Origin of the sequence: Neisseria sp. P0020.S005, from assembly GCF_051957055.1 — a bacterium.
GTDB lineage: Bacteria > Pseudomonadota > Gammaproteobacteria > Burkholderiales > Neisseriaceae > Neisseria > Neisseria subflava_A.
The window spans coordinates 1-14,515 of sequence record NZ_JBQCWV010000011.1 but is presented as its reverse complement, the minus strand read 5'-3'; the positions used below and the strand labels follow the sequence as shown (position 1 = coordinate 14,515).

11 protein-coding genes and 1 pseudogene are annotated in these 14,515 nt (G+C 50.9%); 6 read left to right on the top strand and 6 right to left on the bottom strand.

All coding sequences use genetic code 11. The annotated features are described in order from the left end of the window. Positions 1-217 precede the first annotated feature (217 nt). From ACTHTU_RS09160 to ACTHTU_RS09150, 3 genes are all read left to right on the top strand, one after another. The gene (locus tag ACTHTU_RS09160; RefSeq protein ID WP_070837422.1) at positions 218-1,357 is read left to right on the top strand and encodes a polyamine ABC transporter substrate-binding protein; all 1,140 of its coding nucleotides are present in this window, start codon (positions 218-220) and stop codon (positions 1,355-1,357) included. A 107-nt stretch (positions 1,358-1,464) separates the two neighbouring features. Continuing rightward, entirely contained in the window at positions 1,465-1,737 is a 273-nt protein-coding gene (locus ACTHTU_RS09155) for an ACT domain-containing protein (RefSeq protein ID WP_063076269.1), read from the top strand. Between the two features lie 15 nt (positions 1,738-1,752). Continuing rightward, positions 1,753-3,108: a PFL family protein gene (locus tag ACTHTU_RS09150; protein ID WP_036493871.1), complete on the top strand. Its 1,356-nt coding sequence runs from the start codon at positions 1,753-1,755 to the stop codon at positions 3,106-3,108. Between the two features lie 68 nt (positions 3,109-3,176). Here ACTHTU_RS09150 and ACTHTU_RS09145 read toward each other — a convergent pair whose 3' ends face one another. Further along, on the bottom strand, positions 3,177-4,706 hold the full coding sequence (locus ACTHTU_RS09145; protein ID WP_440362365.1) for a helicase HerA-like domain-containing protein: 1,530 nt from the start codon (positions 4,704-4,706) through the stop codon (positions 3,177-3,179). Between the two features lie 243 nt (positions 4,707-4,949). Between ACTHTU_RS09145 and ACTHTU_RS09140 the strand changes: the two genes are divergently transcribed. Beyond that, a complete protein-coding gene (locus ACTHTU_RS09140) occupies positions 4,950-6,179 on the top strand; it encodes a multidrug effflux MFS transporter (protein ID WP_440362364.1) in 1,230 nt (409 codons plus the stop codon). Positions 6,180-6,239: 60 nt separating this feature from the next. After that, entirely contained in the window at positions 6,240-7,049 is an 810-nt protein-coding gene (gene murI / locus ACTHTU_RS09135) for a glutamate racemase (protein ID WP_049331752.1), read from the top strand. Between the two features lie 70 nt (positions 7,050-7,119). Here murI and pgmB read toward each other — a convergent pair whose 3' ends face one another. From pgmB to ACTHTU_RS09120, 3 genes are all read right to left on the bottom strand, one after another. Next, on the bottom strand, positions 7,120-7,785 hold the full coding sequence (pgmB, locus tag ACTHTU_RS09130) for a beta-phosphoglucomutase (RefSeq protein ID WP_440362363.1): 666 nt from the start codon (positions 7,783-7,785) through the stop codon (positions 7,120-7,122). A gap of 12 nt (positions 7,786-7,797) precedes the next feature. After that, positions 7,798-10,056 (bottom strand): glycoside hydrolase family 65 protein, encoded by a 2,259-nt coding sequence (locus tag ACTHTU_RS09125; RefSeq protein ID WP_314592069.1) that lies wholly within the window; start codon positions 10,054-10,056, stop codon positions 7,798-7,800. A 76-nt stretch (positions 10,057-10,132) separates the two neighbouring features. Next, positions 10,133-11,485: an SLC45 family MFS transporter gene (locus tag ACTHTU_RS09120; protein WP_036493892.1), complete on the bottom strand. Its 1,353-nt coding sequence runs from the start codon at positions 11,483-11,485 to the stop codon at positions 10,133-10,135. 342 nt (positions 11,486-11,827) lie between these two features. Between ACTHTU_RS09120 and ettA the strand changes: the two genes are divergently transcribed. Further along, positions 11,828-13,504, top strand: coding sequence for an energy-dependent translational throttle protein EttA (ettA, locus tag ACTHTU_RS09115; protein ID WP_003747462.1), 1,677 nt, complete (start codon positions 11,828-11,830; stop codon positions 13,502-13,504). Positions 13,505-13,569: 65 nt separating this feature from the next. On the opposite strand, the gene mtrR is transcribed toward ettA, so the two are convergent. Both mtrR and ACTHTU_RS09105 read right to left on the bottom strand, forming a co-directional pair. After that, positions 13,570-14,205 (bottom strand): multidrug efflux system transcriptional repressor MtrR, encoded by a 636-nt coding sequence (mtrR, locus tag ACTHTU_RS09110; protein WP_314592071.1) that lies wholly within the window; start codon positions 14,203-14,205, stop codon positions 13,570-13,572. 208 nt (positions 14,206-14,413) lie between these two features. Beyond that, positions 14,414-14,515 (bottom strand): annotated as a pseudogene (locus ACTHTU_RS09105) (IS1595 family transposase); the annotation flags it as partial.

The following is a 14,515-nucleotide window of genomic DNA, read 5'->3' as shown; positions in this document are numbered from 1 at the left end:
TGTTGTTTATGAATAAAACCATAGCTTCAGGCCGTCTGAAAAATGAAAATTTTTTCTGCTTTAAGGTCTTGCATTCAAAAGCTTTTTGCCGTTTAATGCAAACCTTGCTGAATCAAGGGCAAAGGACACATGCCGGCCGCCCCCACAGTTTCCCTTTTGTAAGTGGCATCTGCCACCGCTGCAATATTTTTACCCCCCGAACAAAAGGTCTGAAACCATGAAAAAATCTTTGATGGCGGCGGCAATCTTGAGCCTCGTCTTGACTGCGTGTAGCGGTGGAAAAGAAACCGCCGCAGAATCTTCCGCATCTCAAACTTCTTCCTCTCAAACGGATAAACTCAATATCTACAACTGGTCGGATTATGTCGATCCGGCCACGCTGTCTGCGTTTGAAAAAAATACGCATATCAACGTCCGCTACGATTACTACGACAGCAACGAAGCGCTGGAAGCCAAGCTGCTGACCGGCAAGTCGGGTTATGATCTGGTTGCTCCGTCTATTGCCAATGTCGGCCGCCAGATTAAAGCCGGCGCGTATCAAAAAATCGACAAATCGCAAATTCCCGATTACGCCAACATCGATCCTGATTTGCTGAAAATGATGGAAACCGTCGATCCGGGCAACGAATATGCAGTCCCTTATTTCTGGGGCATCAATACGCTGGCGATTAACAAGCAGCAGGTTCAAAAGGCTTTGGGTACGGACAAACTGCCTGAAAACGAATGGGAGTTGGTGTTTAACCCTGAATACACCCAAAAACTGAAATCCTGCGGCATCAGCTATTTTGACAGCGCCATCGAGCAGATTCCTTTGGCTTTGCATTATTTGGGCAAAGACCCGAACAGCGAAAACCCTGATGACATCAAAGCTGCTGTCGATATGATGAAAAAAGTGCGTCCCGACATCAAACGCTTTACCTCGTCCGGCTATATCGACGATATGGCTGCCGGTAATCTTTGCGTATCGGTAGGCTACGGCGGCGACCTCAATATTGCCAAAACCCGTGCCAAAGAAGCAGGAAACGGCGTCGAAGTCGAAGTATTGGCGCCGAAAAGCGGCGTCGGTATTTGGGTGGATTCGCTGATGATTCCGCGTGATGCGCAAAATGTGGCCAATGCACACAAATACATCAATCACACGCTCAATCCGGAAACAGCGGCCAAAAACGGCAACTATGTGACTTATGCTCCGGCCAGCCGTCCGGCGCGTGATTTGATGGATGAAAAATATACATCTGACGAATCGATTTTCCCAAGTAAAGAATTGATGGAAAAAAGCTTCATCGTCTCTCCCAAGTCAACCGATGCGAGCAAACTCAGTGTTCGCTTGTGGCAGGCTTTGAAAGCAGGGCGATAATTAAAATTGAAATTTGAATACTCAGGCCGTCTGAAACAGTTTTTCAGACGGCCTGAGTGTTATAATTGTCAACACTTTTCAAATATTCTATAAGGAGAAACAGCGTTATGAGCAATTCAGTCATCACCGTCATCGGTAAAGACCGCGTGGGCATTGTGTACGACGTTTCCAAAATTTTAGCGGAAAACCAAATTAATATTCTCAACATCAGCCAACAGCTGATGGACGATTTTTTTACCATGATTATTTTGGTGGACACTTCAAAATGCACCAAATCACGTCAAGAGGTTTTGGATTTGTTTGCGGAAGAGAGCAAAAAACTCGCGCTTGATATCCGTATGCAAAACGAAGAAATTTTCCAAGCCATGCACCGTATTTAAGTCGGAGGGAGAGCCATGAGTATTCAATCCGGCGAGATTTTAGAAACCGTCAAAATGGTGGCCGACCAGAATTTTGATGTCCGTACCATTACCATCGGCATTGATCTGCACGACTGTATCAGCAGCGATATCAATGTGTTGAACCAAAATATTTACAATAAAATCACCACGGTCGGCAAAGACTTGGTGGCGACGGCAAAATATTTGTCTGCCAAATACGGCGTGCCGATTGTGAATCAGCGCATTTCCGTCACGCCGATTGCCCAAATCGCCGCGGCCACCCATGCCGATTCCTATGTCAGCGTGGCGCAAACTTTAGATAAAGCTGCCAAAGCCATCGGCGTGTCGTTTATTGGCGGCTTCTCTGCGCTGGTGCAAAAAGGCATGTCGCCTTCGGACGAAGTGCTGATCCGTTCCATTCCCGAAGCGATGAAGACTACCGATATCGTGTGTAGCTCCATCAATATCGGCAGCACGCGCGCCGGTATCAATATGGATGCGGTCAAGCTAGCAGGCGAAACCATCAAACGCACGGCTGAAATCACGCCCGAAGGTTTCGGCTGCGCCAAAATCGTCGTGTTCTGCAATGCAGTGGAAGACAACCCGTTTATGGCGGGTGCGTTTCACGGTTCGGGCGAAGCGGATGCCGTTATCAATGTCGGCGTGTCCGGCCCGGGTGTCGTAAAAGCCGCGTTGGAAAATTCAGATGCAACGACATTGACCGAAGTTGCGGAAGTAGTGAAGAAAACCGCTTTCAAAATTACCCGTGTGGGCGAACTCATCGGCCGCGAAGCCTCAAAAATGCTGAACATCCCGTTTGGTATTCTCGACTTGTCGTTGGCACCAACCCCTGCCGTCGGCGACTCGGTGGCGCGCATTCTTGAAGAAATGGGCTTGAGCGTCTGCGGTACACATGGCACGACAGCGGCTTTGGCATTGCTGAATGATGCTGTGAAAAAAGGCGGCATGATGGCTTCCAGTGCGGTCGGCGGTTTGAGCGGCGCATTTATCCCCGTTTCAGAAGACGAGGGCATGATTGCGGCTGCCGAAGCCGGTGTGCTGACGCTGGATAAACTCGAAGCCATGACTGCCGTCTGCTCCGTTGGTTTGGACATGATTGCCGTGCCCGGCGATACGCCTGCTCATACCATTTCCGGCATCATCGCCGACGAAGCCGCTATTGGTATGATCAACAGCAAAACCACTGCCGTGCGCATTATTCCGGTAACCGGCAAGACCGTCGGCGACAGCGTCGAGTTCGGCGGCTTGTTGGGCTACGCGCCTGTAATGCCGGTTAAAGAAGGCTCATGCGAAGTATTCGTCAACCGAGGCGGCAGAATCCCGGCTCCGGTTCAATCAATGAAAAACTGATTGGATTGATAAATAAAAAAGGCCGTCTGAAATTGATTTTCAGACGGCCTTTTATGTTTGCAGGCTGATTATTTGAACATATTTTTAATAATGCCCATTACGCTGCGGGAAATGGCGTTGGTTACTTGGCGGTTGATTTGGCTGCCGATGGCGTCGGCAACGTTGTAGCCCAAACCTTGGCCAGATTTTTTGCGTCCGCCGCTCAAGCCGCCGATCAGTCCACCGAGGATGCCAGGATCAGCATTGGCAGCTTCTTTTTCTGCGGCTTTTTGTGCTTTTTCCTGCTCTTTGGCGGTATTTGCGGCTTCTTTTTCAGCGGCAGCCTGGCTGTCTGCTTCGGCCAATGCTTCAAAAGCGGAGTAGTTGTCCACCATGTCTTTGTAGGTCGGATACAAATCATCGTTTTGGAACAAACGGTTGCGCTCTTCTGCGGCAAGCGGGGTCAGGGCGGATTGCGGCGGCAGAATGAGGGCGCGTTCTACCGGCTCGGGCATACCTTTTTCATCAAGGAAGGAAACGAGGGCTTCGCCGACGCCCAGTTCGGCAATCGCTTCGGCAACTTTGATGTTTGGGTTGCTGCGGAAGGTTTCGGCAGCGGCTTTGACTGCTTTTTGGTCGCGCGGTGTGAAGGCGCGTAGGGCGTGTTGTACACGGTTACCCAGTTGGCCGAGAATGGTATCGGGCAAGTCGAGTGGGTTTTGGGTAACAAAATATACGCCCACGCCTTTGGAACGAATCAGGCGCACAACTTGTTCGATTTGTTCGACCAACGCATTGGCGGCATTGTCGAACATCAAATGTGCTTCGTCGAAGAACATCACAAATTTTGGTTTGTCCAAATCGCCGACTTCGGGCAGGGTTTCAAACAACTCCGCCAGCATCCACAGCAAAAACGCGCTGTACATACGCGGCGAGCGCATCAGTTTTTCGGAGTTGAGGATGTTGATGATGCCTTTGCCGTTGTCGGTTTGCATCCAGTCTTGCAGGTTGAGGGAAGGTTCGCCGAAGAATTTTTCTGCGCCTTCGTTTTCCAAAGTCAGCAGTTGGCGTTGAATCGCGCCGATACTGGCGGCAGAAACGTTGCCGTATTGCGTGCGGTATTCCGAAGCATGGTCGGAAACGTGTTTCAACATGCTGCGCAGGTCTTTCAAGTCCAGAATGTGCCAGCCTCTGTCATCGGCAACTTTGAATACGAGGTTGAGCAAACCTTCTTGCGTGTCGTTCAGATTCATCAGGCGGGCCAAAAGCATAGGGCCCATTTCTGAAACGGTTACGCGTACGGGAATACCGGTTTCGCCGTAAACATCCCAAAAGCGCACGGGGAAATTTTGCAGCCATTGTTCGCCCAAATTAGACTCGGCGATGCGTTCGCCTACTTTGCCGCTGTTGGCACCGGCTTGCGCGATGCCTGACAAATCGCCTTTGACATCGACCAAGAATACAGGGACGCCTTCGCTGCTGAAGGCTTCCGCCATACGGCGCAGGGTAACGGTTTTACCCGTACCGGTCGCACCGGCGATCAAGCCGTGGCGGTTGGCCATTTTGCCTTGGATTTCGAGCGTTTTCCCGTCGGCACGCGCAATTTGAAATGTAGTCATGATTATTCCTTAGAATCCGTGATGTGAAACAATTTGTTGTCTTAAAAAACAAGCATTTTAACGTTTGCGGCGAGGGGATTCAACCAAGCAAGGTTTTAGACGGCCTTAAGTTTTGCAAAGGTTTTTTTTTGCAGTGATTGGACAAGGTTGAAATCTGCTATAATTCCATCCAATCCGCAACCGTCTGACAAGGCGGTTGTTTTCTTTGTTTTTTGAATATTTTTTACGAAAGCGAAAGTCAGAATGACTGCACAACAAGCCCCTTTGGGCGAAAAAACCATGGCCGTGCTGATGGCGATGTTGGTCGCGCTGATGCCGTTTTCTGTCGATGCCTATCTGCCTGCAATTCCCGAAATGGCGAAGTCGCTGGGTTCGGACATCCACCGTATTGAGCAAAGCTTGAGCTTTTTTATGTTTGGCGTGGCGTTTGGTCAGGTGGTCGGCGGTTCGATTTCGGATATTAAAGGCCGCAAACCTGTCGCCTTGGTGGGCTTGAGCATTTACTTTGCCGCCGTCATCGGTTTGACGATGGTGAATAATGTCGAGCAACTGCTGAACTTGCGTGCCGTGCAGGCGTTTGGCGCGGGGATGACCGTGGTGATTTCCGGCGCGATGGTGCGCGATTATTATTCTGGACGCAAAGCCGCGCAGATGTTTGCCTTAATCGGCATCATTCTGATGATTGTGCCATTGATGGCGCCGATGATTGGTGCAGGCTTGCAGAATTTGGGCGGCTGGCGCATGATTTTCGGCTTTCTGGCCTGCTATTCGCTGCTGCTTTGGGGTTTGATGTGGTATTTCCTGCCCAAGCCACACCAAAAAGGCAAAATCAGCATGGACGTGTTCGGCGTGGTGGCAGGCAGGTTTAAACGTGTTTTGAGAACGCGCGCAGCGATGGGTTATCTGTTTTTCCAAGCTTTCAGTTTCGGTTCGATGTTTGCCTTTTTGACCGAATCGTCGTTCGTGTACCAACACCTGTATCATGTTTCACCAAACCAATATGCTTGGATATTTGCACTCAATATCATTACCATGATGTCGTTTAACCGCGTTACCGCATGGCGTTTGAAAACCGGTACGCATCCGCAAAACATCCTCAAATGGGGCATTATTGTCCAATTTACCGCCAATCTGCTGATGACGGTTTTGGTGTTGTCGCTGTCTCTGCCGCCTTTGTGGGCTTTGGTGCTGTGCGTGATGTTTTCAGTCGGTACGCAAGGCTTGGTCGGTGCGAACACTCAAGCCTGCTTTATGAGCTATTTCAGCGCAGAGGGCGGCAGCGCAAATGCGGTTTTAGGCGTGTTCCAATCCCTCATCGGCGCATCGGTCGGCATGGCAACGACTTGGCTGCATAATGGTTCTGCCTTGGTGATGGCCGGTATGATGTTGAGTTCGACTATATGCGGTATCGTGCTGTTGTGGATTTGCTCGCATCAGGCTTGGATGGAAAACGATAAAAAAGAATATGTTTAACCTTCAGGCTGTCTGAAAACGGTTTTAGACGGCCTCAACTCTATATTGAAGAAATTAACCATGAGTACCAGCAAACAACGCCCCATCGGCGTATTCGATTCCGGCGTCGGCGGCTTGACCAACGTCCGCGCCCTGATGGAACGCCTGCCGATGGAAAACATCATCTATTTCGGCGATACCGCCCGCGTTCCCTACGGCACCAAATCCCGCGCCACCATCGAAACCTTCGCCATGCAGATTGTCGATTTCCTGCTGGAAAACGATGTCAAAGCACTCGTTATCGCGTGCAACACCATCGCCGCCGTTGCCGGACAAAAAATCCGCCAAAAAGCAGGCAATATGCCCGTATTGGACGTCATTTCCGCCGGTGCGGAAGCTGCTTTGCAAACCACCAAAAACAACCGAATCGGCATTATCGCAACCAATACTACCGTCAACAGCAATGCCTACGCGCGTGCCATCCATTCAAAAAACAACGACACGCTGGTGCGCACGCAAGCCGCGCCCCTGCTTGTGCCATTGGTGGAAGAGGGCTGGCTCGATCACGAAGTCACCCGCCTGACCGTGCGCGAATACTTGAAGCCGCTCTTGGCCGACGACATCGACACGCTGGTGTTGGGTTGTACCCATTTCCCACTGCTCAAACCGCTTATCGGCCGCGAAGCACAAAACGTTACCTTGGTCGATTCCGCCATCACCACCGCCGAAGCCACCGCCAAAGCCTTGGCGCAAGCAGGTTTGCTGAATACAGAAAACGACAATCCGGATTACCGCTTCTACGTCAGCGACATCCCACTGCGCTTCCGCACCATCGGCGAACGCTTCTTGGGTAGAAGTATGGAGCAGATTGAGATGGTAACACTTGGTTGATTGGAAATATTAAAGGCCGTCTGAAAACCTGATTCAGGTTTTCAGACGGCCTTTTTACTTCCCTAATATTTTATCTGCCCGACTGTTCCCATACGTTTTGTAAGTAGGCGTAGGTCAGCTCGGCGGTGTCGGACACCAGCGCGATGTCGCTGCCCAAGTCTTCGGCTTTGCCCACGCCGATGGGCAAGGCGCCGGCGGCTTTGATGGCGGCTACTCCTGCTGCGGCATCTTCAATGCCGATGCATTGGCGGATGTCCGCGCCCACGCCCTTGGCGGCGGCAAGGAAGATGTCGGGGGCGGGTTTGGAATGCGCGACGGCGGCAGGGTCGGCAATGGCGTCGAAGAAATGGGTCAGCCCCATGCGTTCCAGCAGGAACGGGCCGTTTTTACTGGCGGACGCGAGGGCGATTTTTTTGCCGTTTGCCCTCAATGCTTCCAGCAGCGGCAAAATGCCGGGGTATACGTCTTCGGGTTTGACTGCCTGAATCATTTCGACGTAGTTGTCGTTTTTGCGGAGGGTTAGTTCGGCGAACTCGGCTTCGCTGACGGTTTTGCCGCCGTGCGCGAGGATGCGTTTGAGCGAATCGTCGCGCGACACGCCTTTGAGCTGCTCATTAAACTTGCGGTCGATGCTGATGCCCAGTTCTTCGGCGAGCTTTTTCCATGCGCGGTAGTGGTATTCGGCGGTGTCGGTGATGACGCCGTCGAGGTCAAACAGGACTGCGGTAAAAGTCATTTTGCGCCCTCCTTATTTTTCCAATACGACGGTATGGCTGCCGTTGAGCGTGATGTCTTTGCTGTACACCTGCAATTCGAGCGGTTCGCCTTTGAGCAGGGTGAAGACGACGTTTTCTTTGCCGACGGCGACTTTAATCAGACGGCCGCGGTAGTTGATGTGGAAGGCGTAGCCTGTCCATGCGCTCGGCAGGAACGGTGCGAAGCTGAGTTTGCCGCCCCAGGTTTTCATTTGGGCGAAACCTTGGACGATGGCCAGCCACGAGCCGGTCATGGAGGTGATGTGCAGGCCGTCTTCGGTATCGTTGTTGTAGTTGTCCAAGTCCAGGCGGGCGGTGCGCTGGTACATTTCCACGGCTTTTTCTTCTTTGCCCAGTTCGGCAGCAAGGATGGCGTGGATACAAGGCGACAACGAGCTTTCATGCACGGTCATCGGTTCGTAGAAGTCGAAGTTGCGGCGTTTTTCGTCCATGTTGAAACGGTCGCCGAAGAAATAGATGCCTTGCAATACGTCCGCCTGTTTGATGAAGGGTGAACGCAGGATTTTGTCCCACGACCATTTTTGGTTGAGTGGCAAATCATCGGGCGAAAGCGCGGACACGGGGCGGATGTCTTTGTCGAGGAAGCCGTCGTGCTGCACGAATACGCCGAGTTCTTCGTCATGCGGACAGTACATATTGGCGCTGATGTCCGCCCATTTTTCCAACTCGGCAGCACTCACGTTCAAATCCGGACGCGGGTATTTCGCCAGGGCTTCGCGGGTGTAGTCCAATACCCATGCGGCGAGGGTGTTGGTGTACCAGTTGTTGTTGATGTTGTTTTCGTATTCGTTCGGGCCGGTTACGCCGTGAATCATATATTTGCCGTTGCGTTTGGAGAAGTGGACGCGGTCTGCCCAGAAGCGGGACACTTCGACCAAGACTTCCAAGCCTTCTTTGGCAAGATAGCTTTCGTCGCCGGTGTAGTTGGTGTAGTTGTAGATGGCGTAAGGAATCGCGCCGTTGCGGTGGATTTCCTCGAAGGTAATTTCCCATTCGTTGTGGCACTCGATGCCCGTAAACGTTACCATCGGATAGAGTGCACCCGCCAAGCCCTGTTCGCGCGCGTTGTGCTGCGCCTGCGGCAGTTGGTTGCGGCGGTATTGCAGCAGGTTGCGGGTAACTTCGGGTTCAGCCAGTGCGAGGTAGAGCGGCACGGCGTAGGCTTCGGTGTCCCAATAGGTCGCGCCGCCGTATTTTTCGCCAGTAAAGCCTTTCGGGCCGATGTTCAGGCGCGCGTCTTCGCCGTAGTAGGTGGAGAACAGTTGGAACAGATTGAAGCGGATGCCTTGTTGCGCTTCGTCGCTGCCTTCGATGACCACGTCGGCGATTTCCCAACGGTGCAGCCAGCCTGCTTTGTGTGCGTTCAACAAGGTTTCAAATGCAATGCCTGCGATTTTTTCCGACAAGGCGCGGCCTGCGGCTTTCACCGCTTCCAAGCCCTGATAATCGCGGCTGGTGGTAACAATCACGCGTTTTTCAAAGGTTTTGGGTGTGCCGTCGACTTCGGCCTCGAAAGAATTAGAAACTTGCCAGTCGGTTTGGCTGCCACCGAGGGCTTTGAAGCTGCCGGCGAAGGTTTGCTCGGCGTTGACGATGAATTGTTCCACGCCGAAGGGGTTAGCGACGGTTTGGGTGGCAATGTAGGAGCGGTCGTCTGAAACGCCTTTGTCCAATACCTGCCAGAATTTTTCTTCGTAGTTGGAGTCTTCGTTTTTCACGTCGGCATCGATGATGGAATCAATGCGGACTTGGTGGGTTTTGCCGTCAACGGATACGGCTTCCCAGCGGATGAGAGCCAGCTCTTTTTGCGCGACGGACAGGAATTTGCACACATCGAAACGCACGCCGAATACGGTGAACGAGCGGCGCAACACGCCGTGTTGCATATCGAGTTCGACGGAGAAGTCGGCAACGTCGTTTTTCGCCAAGTCCACTTCCTGTCCATCGACAAAGATTTTGACTTTGCTGAAATTGAGCGCATTGATGGCTTTGCCGAAATATTTAGGATAGCCGTTTTTCCACCAGCCGACGCGGGTTTTGTCGGGGAACCACACGCCGGCGATGTAGGTACCCAAGTGACTGTCGGCGGAATAGGTTTCTTCAAAGTTGCCGCGCATACCCATATAGCCGTTGCCCAAGCTGGTCAGGCTCTCTTGCAGCCGTTTGTGCTCTTTTTCCAGTTTTGTCGAACGCAGTGTCCAAGGGCTGACTTCCATGATTCTCGTGTACATTTATGAAGCTCCTGTTATTAAAATTGTCAGATCGGCAAAGGTTTCAGACGGCCTTTGCCGATGGTGTTGAAACGGATTATTCGCCGTGGGTCTCTTTAATCAGGCATACTGAGAAAGCCCCCATCAGCAAGACTGCGCCGGCAACCAAGAACATGGTTGCCTGATGGCTGCCCAGCATAGGGAAGAGGACGAAACTCAGCAGCGAAGCGACGATTTGAGGCATACAGATAGAGCCGTTGAACAGGCCCAAATAAGTACCCATGTGTTTGCCTGAGAGGGCATTGGTCACAATCGTCAAAGGATAGGTAATGATACCGGCCCACGCAATACCGATTAAGGTGTAAGACAACACCAGCGCGTATTGATTGCTGATGAAGAAAACGGAGAAGAAACCGAGCGCACCCAAAGCCAAGCAACCAAAATAACCGGCTTTATGGTATTTATTCGGTACTTTTGCCAGAATAAACGAGCAGATAACGGCGGCAATGGATTGTACTGCCGCCAAAACGCCGTACCAGTTGCCTGCTTCTTGGTAGCCTACGGAAGAGGCATCAGTTGTCTGCCAAACGTTTTCCGCAATCGCGCCTGCCGAGTAAGTCCACATATATTGGAAGGCAAACCAGCAGAAGAATTGTACCAAAGTAACCGTCCAAAACGCTTTAGGCGCGGTTTTCAAAAGTTCGAACCAGTTGGCTTTTTCCTGATTCGCAGCGACGTCGATGCCGTGATAGCGGGCGTAGGTTTCCGGATCGTATTCTTTGACTTTGAAGATGGTGAACGCACTGGTAATAATCAGCAATGCTGCGCCCACATAGAATGCTACGACAACAGTCTGCGGTACAACGCCTTTTTCGGCCGTGTTCGCCAAACCGATATACGCGAACACAAACGGCAGAATCGCCGCCACAACCGCGCCCGTATTCGCTAAGAAACTTTGAATCCCGTAGGCGTAGCTTTTCTGCTCCTCGTTGACCATGTCGCCGACCATCATCTTAAACGGCTGCATCGCCATATTTGACGACACGTCCAACAGCGCAATCATCAGCGCGCCAAACGACAAAGCCGCCAGCGACGCATAGCCGAAACCGAAGCTGCCCGAGTTGGGCATCAGAATCATCACGATAACCGCAATCAGCGTGCCGTAAAGCAGATAGGGCAGGCGGCGGCCACCCAGGCGCGGCATCCAAGTGCGGTCTGAGTAGTAGCCCACAATCGGCTGAACCAGCATACCGGCCAGCGGCGGCAGGATGAAAAACCAGCCCAAATTGTGCGGGTCAGCGCCTAGCGTTTGAAAAATTCGGCTCATTTGCGAGCTTTGAAGGGTAAAGGCCGTCTGAACGCCGAGATAGCCGAAGCTCAGCATCCAAATCGTACTTTTTGCCAGTGAGGGCAAACCTTGTTTTGTTGTTTTTTGCGTATGTTCAGACATGAGGCAAATCCTTATTTTAAAAGTATTTGTATTAGGAAATCTGAAATTGTTTTTAGCGCGGTGTTTCTTTGTCGTTATTATTTGTTTATGTACTTTCAAGGATATAGGCGCATTTTATGGAGCGTATCGAATATTGGCAATGTTTGTTCAAAGATAAACTGGCTTAAATCAAATTTTTTATGGTTTTGCGTTGAAAATTTTGGAGAATGAAAGCATTGGTTCGGCTTTGCTGCATATTGTGATGCCGATTTCTATTTTCAGACGGCATTTGAACAAGCAAGTATTTGAGCAATCGGTTAAAATGGGCCGTCTGAAATTTGTTTGACCGAATCGAGAAAAACCATGTCCCAACAATACGTCTATTCCATGCTGCGCGTGAGCAAGGTTGTGCCGCCGCAGAAAACCATCATTAAAGATATTTCCCTTTCCTTCTTCCCCGGCGCGAAAATCGGCCTGCTCGGTTTGAACGGCGCGGGCAAGTCCACCGTGCTGCGGATTATGGCGGGTGTGGATAAGGAATTCGAGGGCGAAGCCGTGCCGATGGGCGGTATCAAAATCGGCTACCTGCCGCAAGAGCCGGAGCTTGATCCTGAGAAAACCGTGCGCGAGGAAGTGGAAAGCGGTTTGGGCGAAGTGGCTGCGGCGCAGAAACGCTTGGAAGAAGTTTATGCCGAGTATGCTAATCCTGATGCGGATTTTGACGCGTTGGCGGAAGAACAAGGCCGTTTGGAGGCGATTATTGCGGCTGGTTCATCTACCGGCGGCGGTGCAGAGCATGAATTGGAAATTGCTGCCGACGCGTTGCGCCTGCCTGATTGGGATGCCAAAATCGGCAATCTGTCCGGTGGTGAAAAACGCCGCGTCGCTTTGTGCAAACTCTTGTTGAGCAAGCCCGATATGCTGCTGCTGGACGAACCGACCAACCACTTGGACGCAGAATCTGTCGAATGGCTGGAGCAATTCTTGGTACGCTTCCCAGGTACAGTCGTTGCCGTAACACATGACCGCTACTTCCTCGACAACGCCGCCGAATGGATTTTGGAACTCGACCGCGGACACGGTATCCCGTGGAAAGGCAATTACTCGTCTTGGCTGGAGCAGAAAGAAAAACGCTTGGAAAACGAGGCAAAATCCGAAGCTGCACGCGTGAAAGCGATGAAGCAGGAATTGGAATGGGTGCGCCAAAACGCCAAAGGCCGTCAAGCCAAGTCCAAAGCGCGTTTGGCGCGTTTTGAAGAAATGAGCAACTACGAATACCAAAAACGCAATGAAACGCAGGAAATCTTTATCCCTGTTGCCGAGCGTTTGGGTAATGAAGTAATTGAATTTGTGAACGTTTCCAAATCGTTCGGCGACAAAGTGCTGATTGACGATTTGAGCTTCAAAGTACCTGCGGGCGCGATTGTCGGCATCATCGGTCCGAACGGCGCGGGTAAATCGACGCTGTTTAAAATGATTTCGGGCAAAGAGCAGCCTGATTCCGGCGAAGTGAAAATCGGCCAAACCGTGAAAATGAGCTTGATTGACCAAAGCCGCGAAGGTTTGCAAAACGACAAAACCGTGTTCGACAACATCGCCGAAGGCCGCGACATTTTGCAGGTTGGTCAGTTTGAAATCCCCGCCCGCCAATATTTGGGACGCTTCAACTTCAAAGGCAGCGACCAAAGCAAAATTGCAGGTCAATTGTCTGGCGGCGAACGCGGCCGTCTGCACTTGGCAAAAACCTTGTTGAGCGGCGGCAATGTGTTGCTGTTGGATGAACCGTCCAACGACCTCGACGTGGAAACCCTGCGCGCGTTGGAAGACGCATTGCTGGAATTTGCCGGCAGCGTGATGGTGATTTCGCACGACCGCTGGTTCCTCGACCGTATCGCTACGCATATCTTGGCTTGTGAAGGCGACTCTAAATGGGTGTTCTTTGACGGCAACTATCAGGAATACGAAGCCGACAAGAAACGCCGTTTGGGCGAAGAGGGCGCGAAACCGAAACGTATCCGTTACAAACCGGTAACACGTTAATTAGGTTTGAACCAAAAGGCCGTCTGAAACTTTTAATGTTTCAGACGGCCTTTTATTTTTGATGTTTATGATTGTTTTCTTAATTGCGGATGGTTTTCCAATGTATCAATGATGATTTCAATCATGCGTGGGGCAGTTTGTGCCAAATCGAAGCCTTGACCTGAAGAAAGCCAGCGCCAAATCAAGCCGTCTAATGAAGACTTGATGAAGATGACTGCCATATCGATATCCAAATTATCCGCCAACGCTTTTTGTTGTACCGCATCAGTCAGGACAGCAACGATTTTTTCACGCCATAGTGATTGGTGTTTTTTAGCGATGGCAATGACCGCCTCGTTTTGCTCGGTGTGTTCGCATTTTAAAAACAAAATGCTGTGGAATTTATAGTGAAGCTCGTTGTGTTGCAGGCGCTCGAAAAAACGGGTCAGAGTCAGTCGGAAGCTTGACCAAGCCTGTTCGTTATTATTGTTCGAGTCTTCTTTTATGCAGCTTTCGATGTCGTCGCAAATCCGTTGGAACAAGGCGTCAAACAAATCTTCTTTGTTTTTGAAATGCCAATACAGCGCGCCGCGCGTTACGCCTGCGGCTTGGGCGATTTCGTTAAGCGAGGTGCGGGCAATGCCTTTCTGATAAAACGTATTCAATGCGGCAAGCATGAGATATTCTTTGGTTTTTAAGGCTTCGGTTTTGGTTCTTCTCATAATTGTTTTGTAGGAAATGTAAATTTATGGTTCGGATTATAAAAAATTACTTCTGAACATGCAAGAATGTATGTATAATTCAATTCAATACTTGATAGTTTTTCTCAACACTATATAATCAGCCTGTTTTTCATAAAAGCAGGCAATTTCTGTTTGTGAAATATGAGATTAAAGTAATCAATTTTTAAGGGGCTGACGTAGATTAGCCCTAAATTCCACACCAATCCCGCAGGATTTTAAGCTGTTGAGACGGTGTGCCGAAGTTAAATCGAAATTCGCATTCTTTCAAGAACAGCGGGAACGATTTGCG

Coding starts and splice junctions, on each gene's coding strand:
- ACTHTU_RS09160 (WP_070837422.1), top strand. CDS start 218: ATGAAAAAATCTTTGATGGCGGCGGCAATCTTGAGCCTCGTCTTGACT.
- ACTHTU_RS09155 (WP_063076269.1), top strand. CDS start 1,465: ATGAGCAATTCAGTCATCACCGTCATCGGTAAAGACCGCGTGGGCATT.
- ACTHTU_RS09150 (WP_036493871.1), top strand. CDS start 1,753: ATGAGTATTCAATCCGGCGAGATTTTAGAAACCGTCAAAATGGTGGCC.
- ACTHTU_RS09145 (WP_440362365.1), bottom strand. CDS start 4,706: ATGACTACATTTCAAATTGCGCGTGCCGACGGGAAAACGCTCGAAATC.
- ACTHTU_RS09140 (WP_440362364.1), top strand. CDS start 4,950: ATGACTGCACAACAAGCCCCTTTGGGCGAAAAAACCATGGCCGTGCTG.
- murI (WP_049331752.1), top strand. CDS start 6,240: ATGAGTACCAGCAAACAACGCCCCATCGGCGTATTCGATTCCGGCGTC.
- pgmB (WP_440362363.1), bottom strand. CDS start 7,785: ATGACTTTTACCGCAGTCCTGTTTGACCTCGACGGCGTCATCACCGAC.
- ACTHTU_RS09125 (WP_314592069.1), bottom strand. CDS start 10,056: ATGTACACGAGAATCATGGAAGTCAGCCCTTGGACACTGCGTTCGACA.
- ACTHTU_RS09120 (WP_036493892.1), bottom strand. CDS start 11,485: ATGTCTGAACATACGCAAAAAACAACAAAACAAGGTTTGCCCTCACTG.
- ettA (WP_003747462.1), top strand. CDS start 11,828: ATGTCCCAACAATACGTCTATTCCATGCTGCGCGTGAGCAAGGTTGTG.
- mtrR (WP_314592071.1), bottom strand. CDS start 14,205: ATGAGAAGAACCAAAACCGAAGCCTTAAAAACCAAAGAATATCTCATG.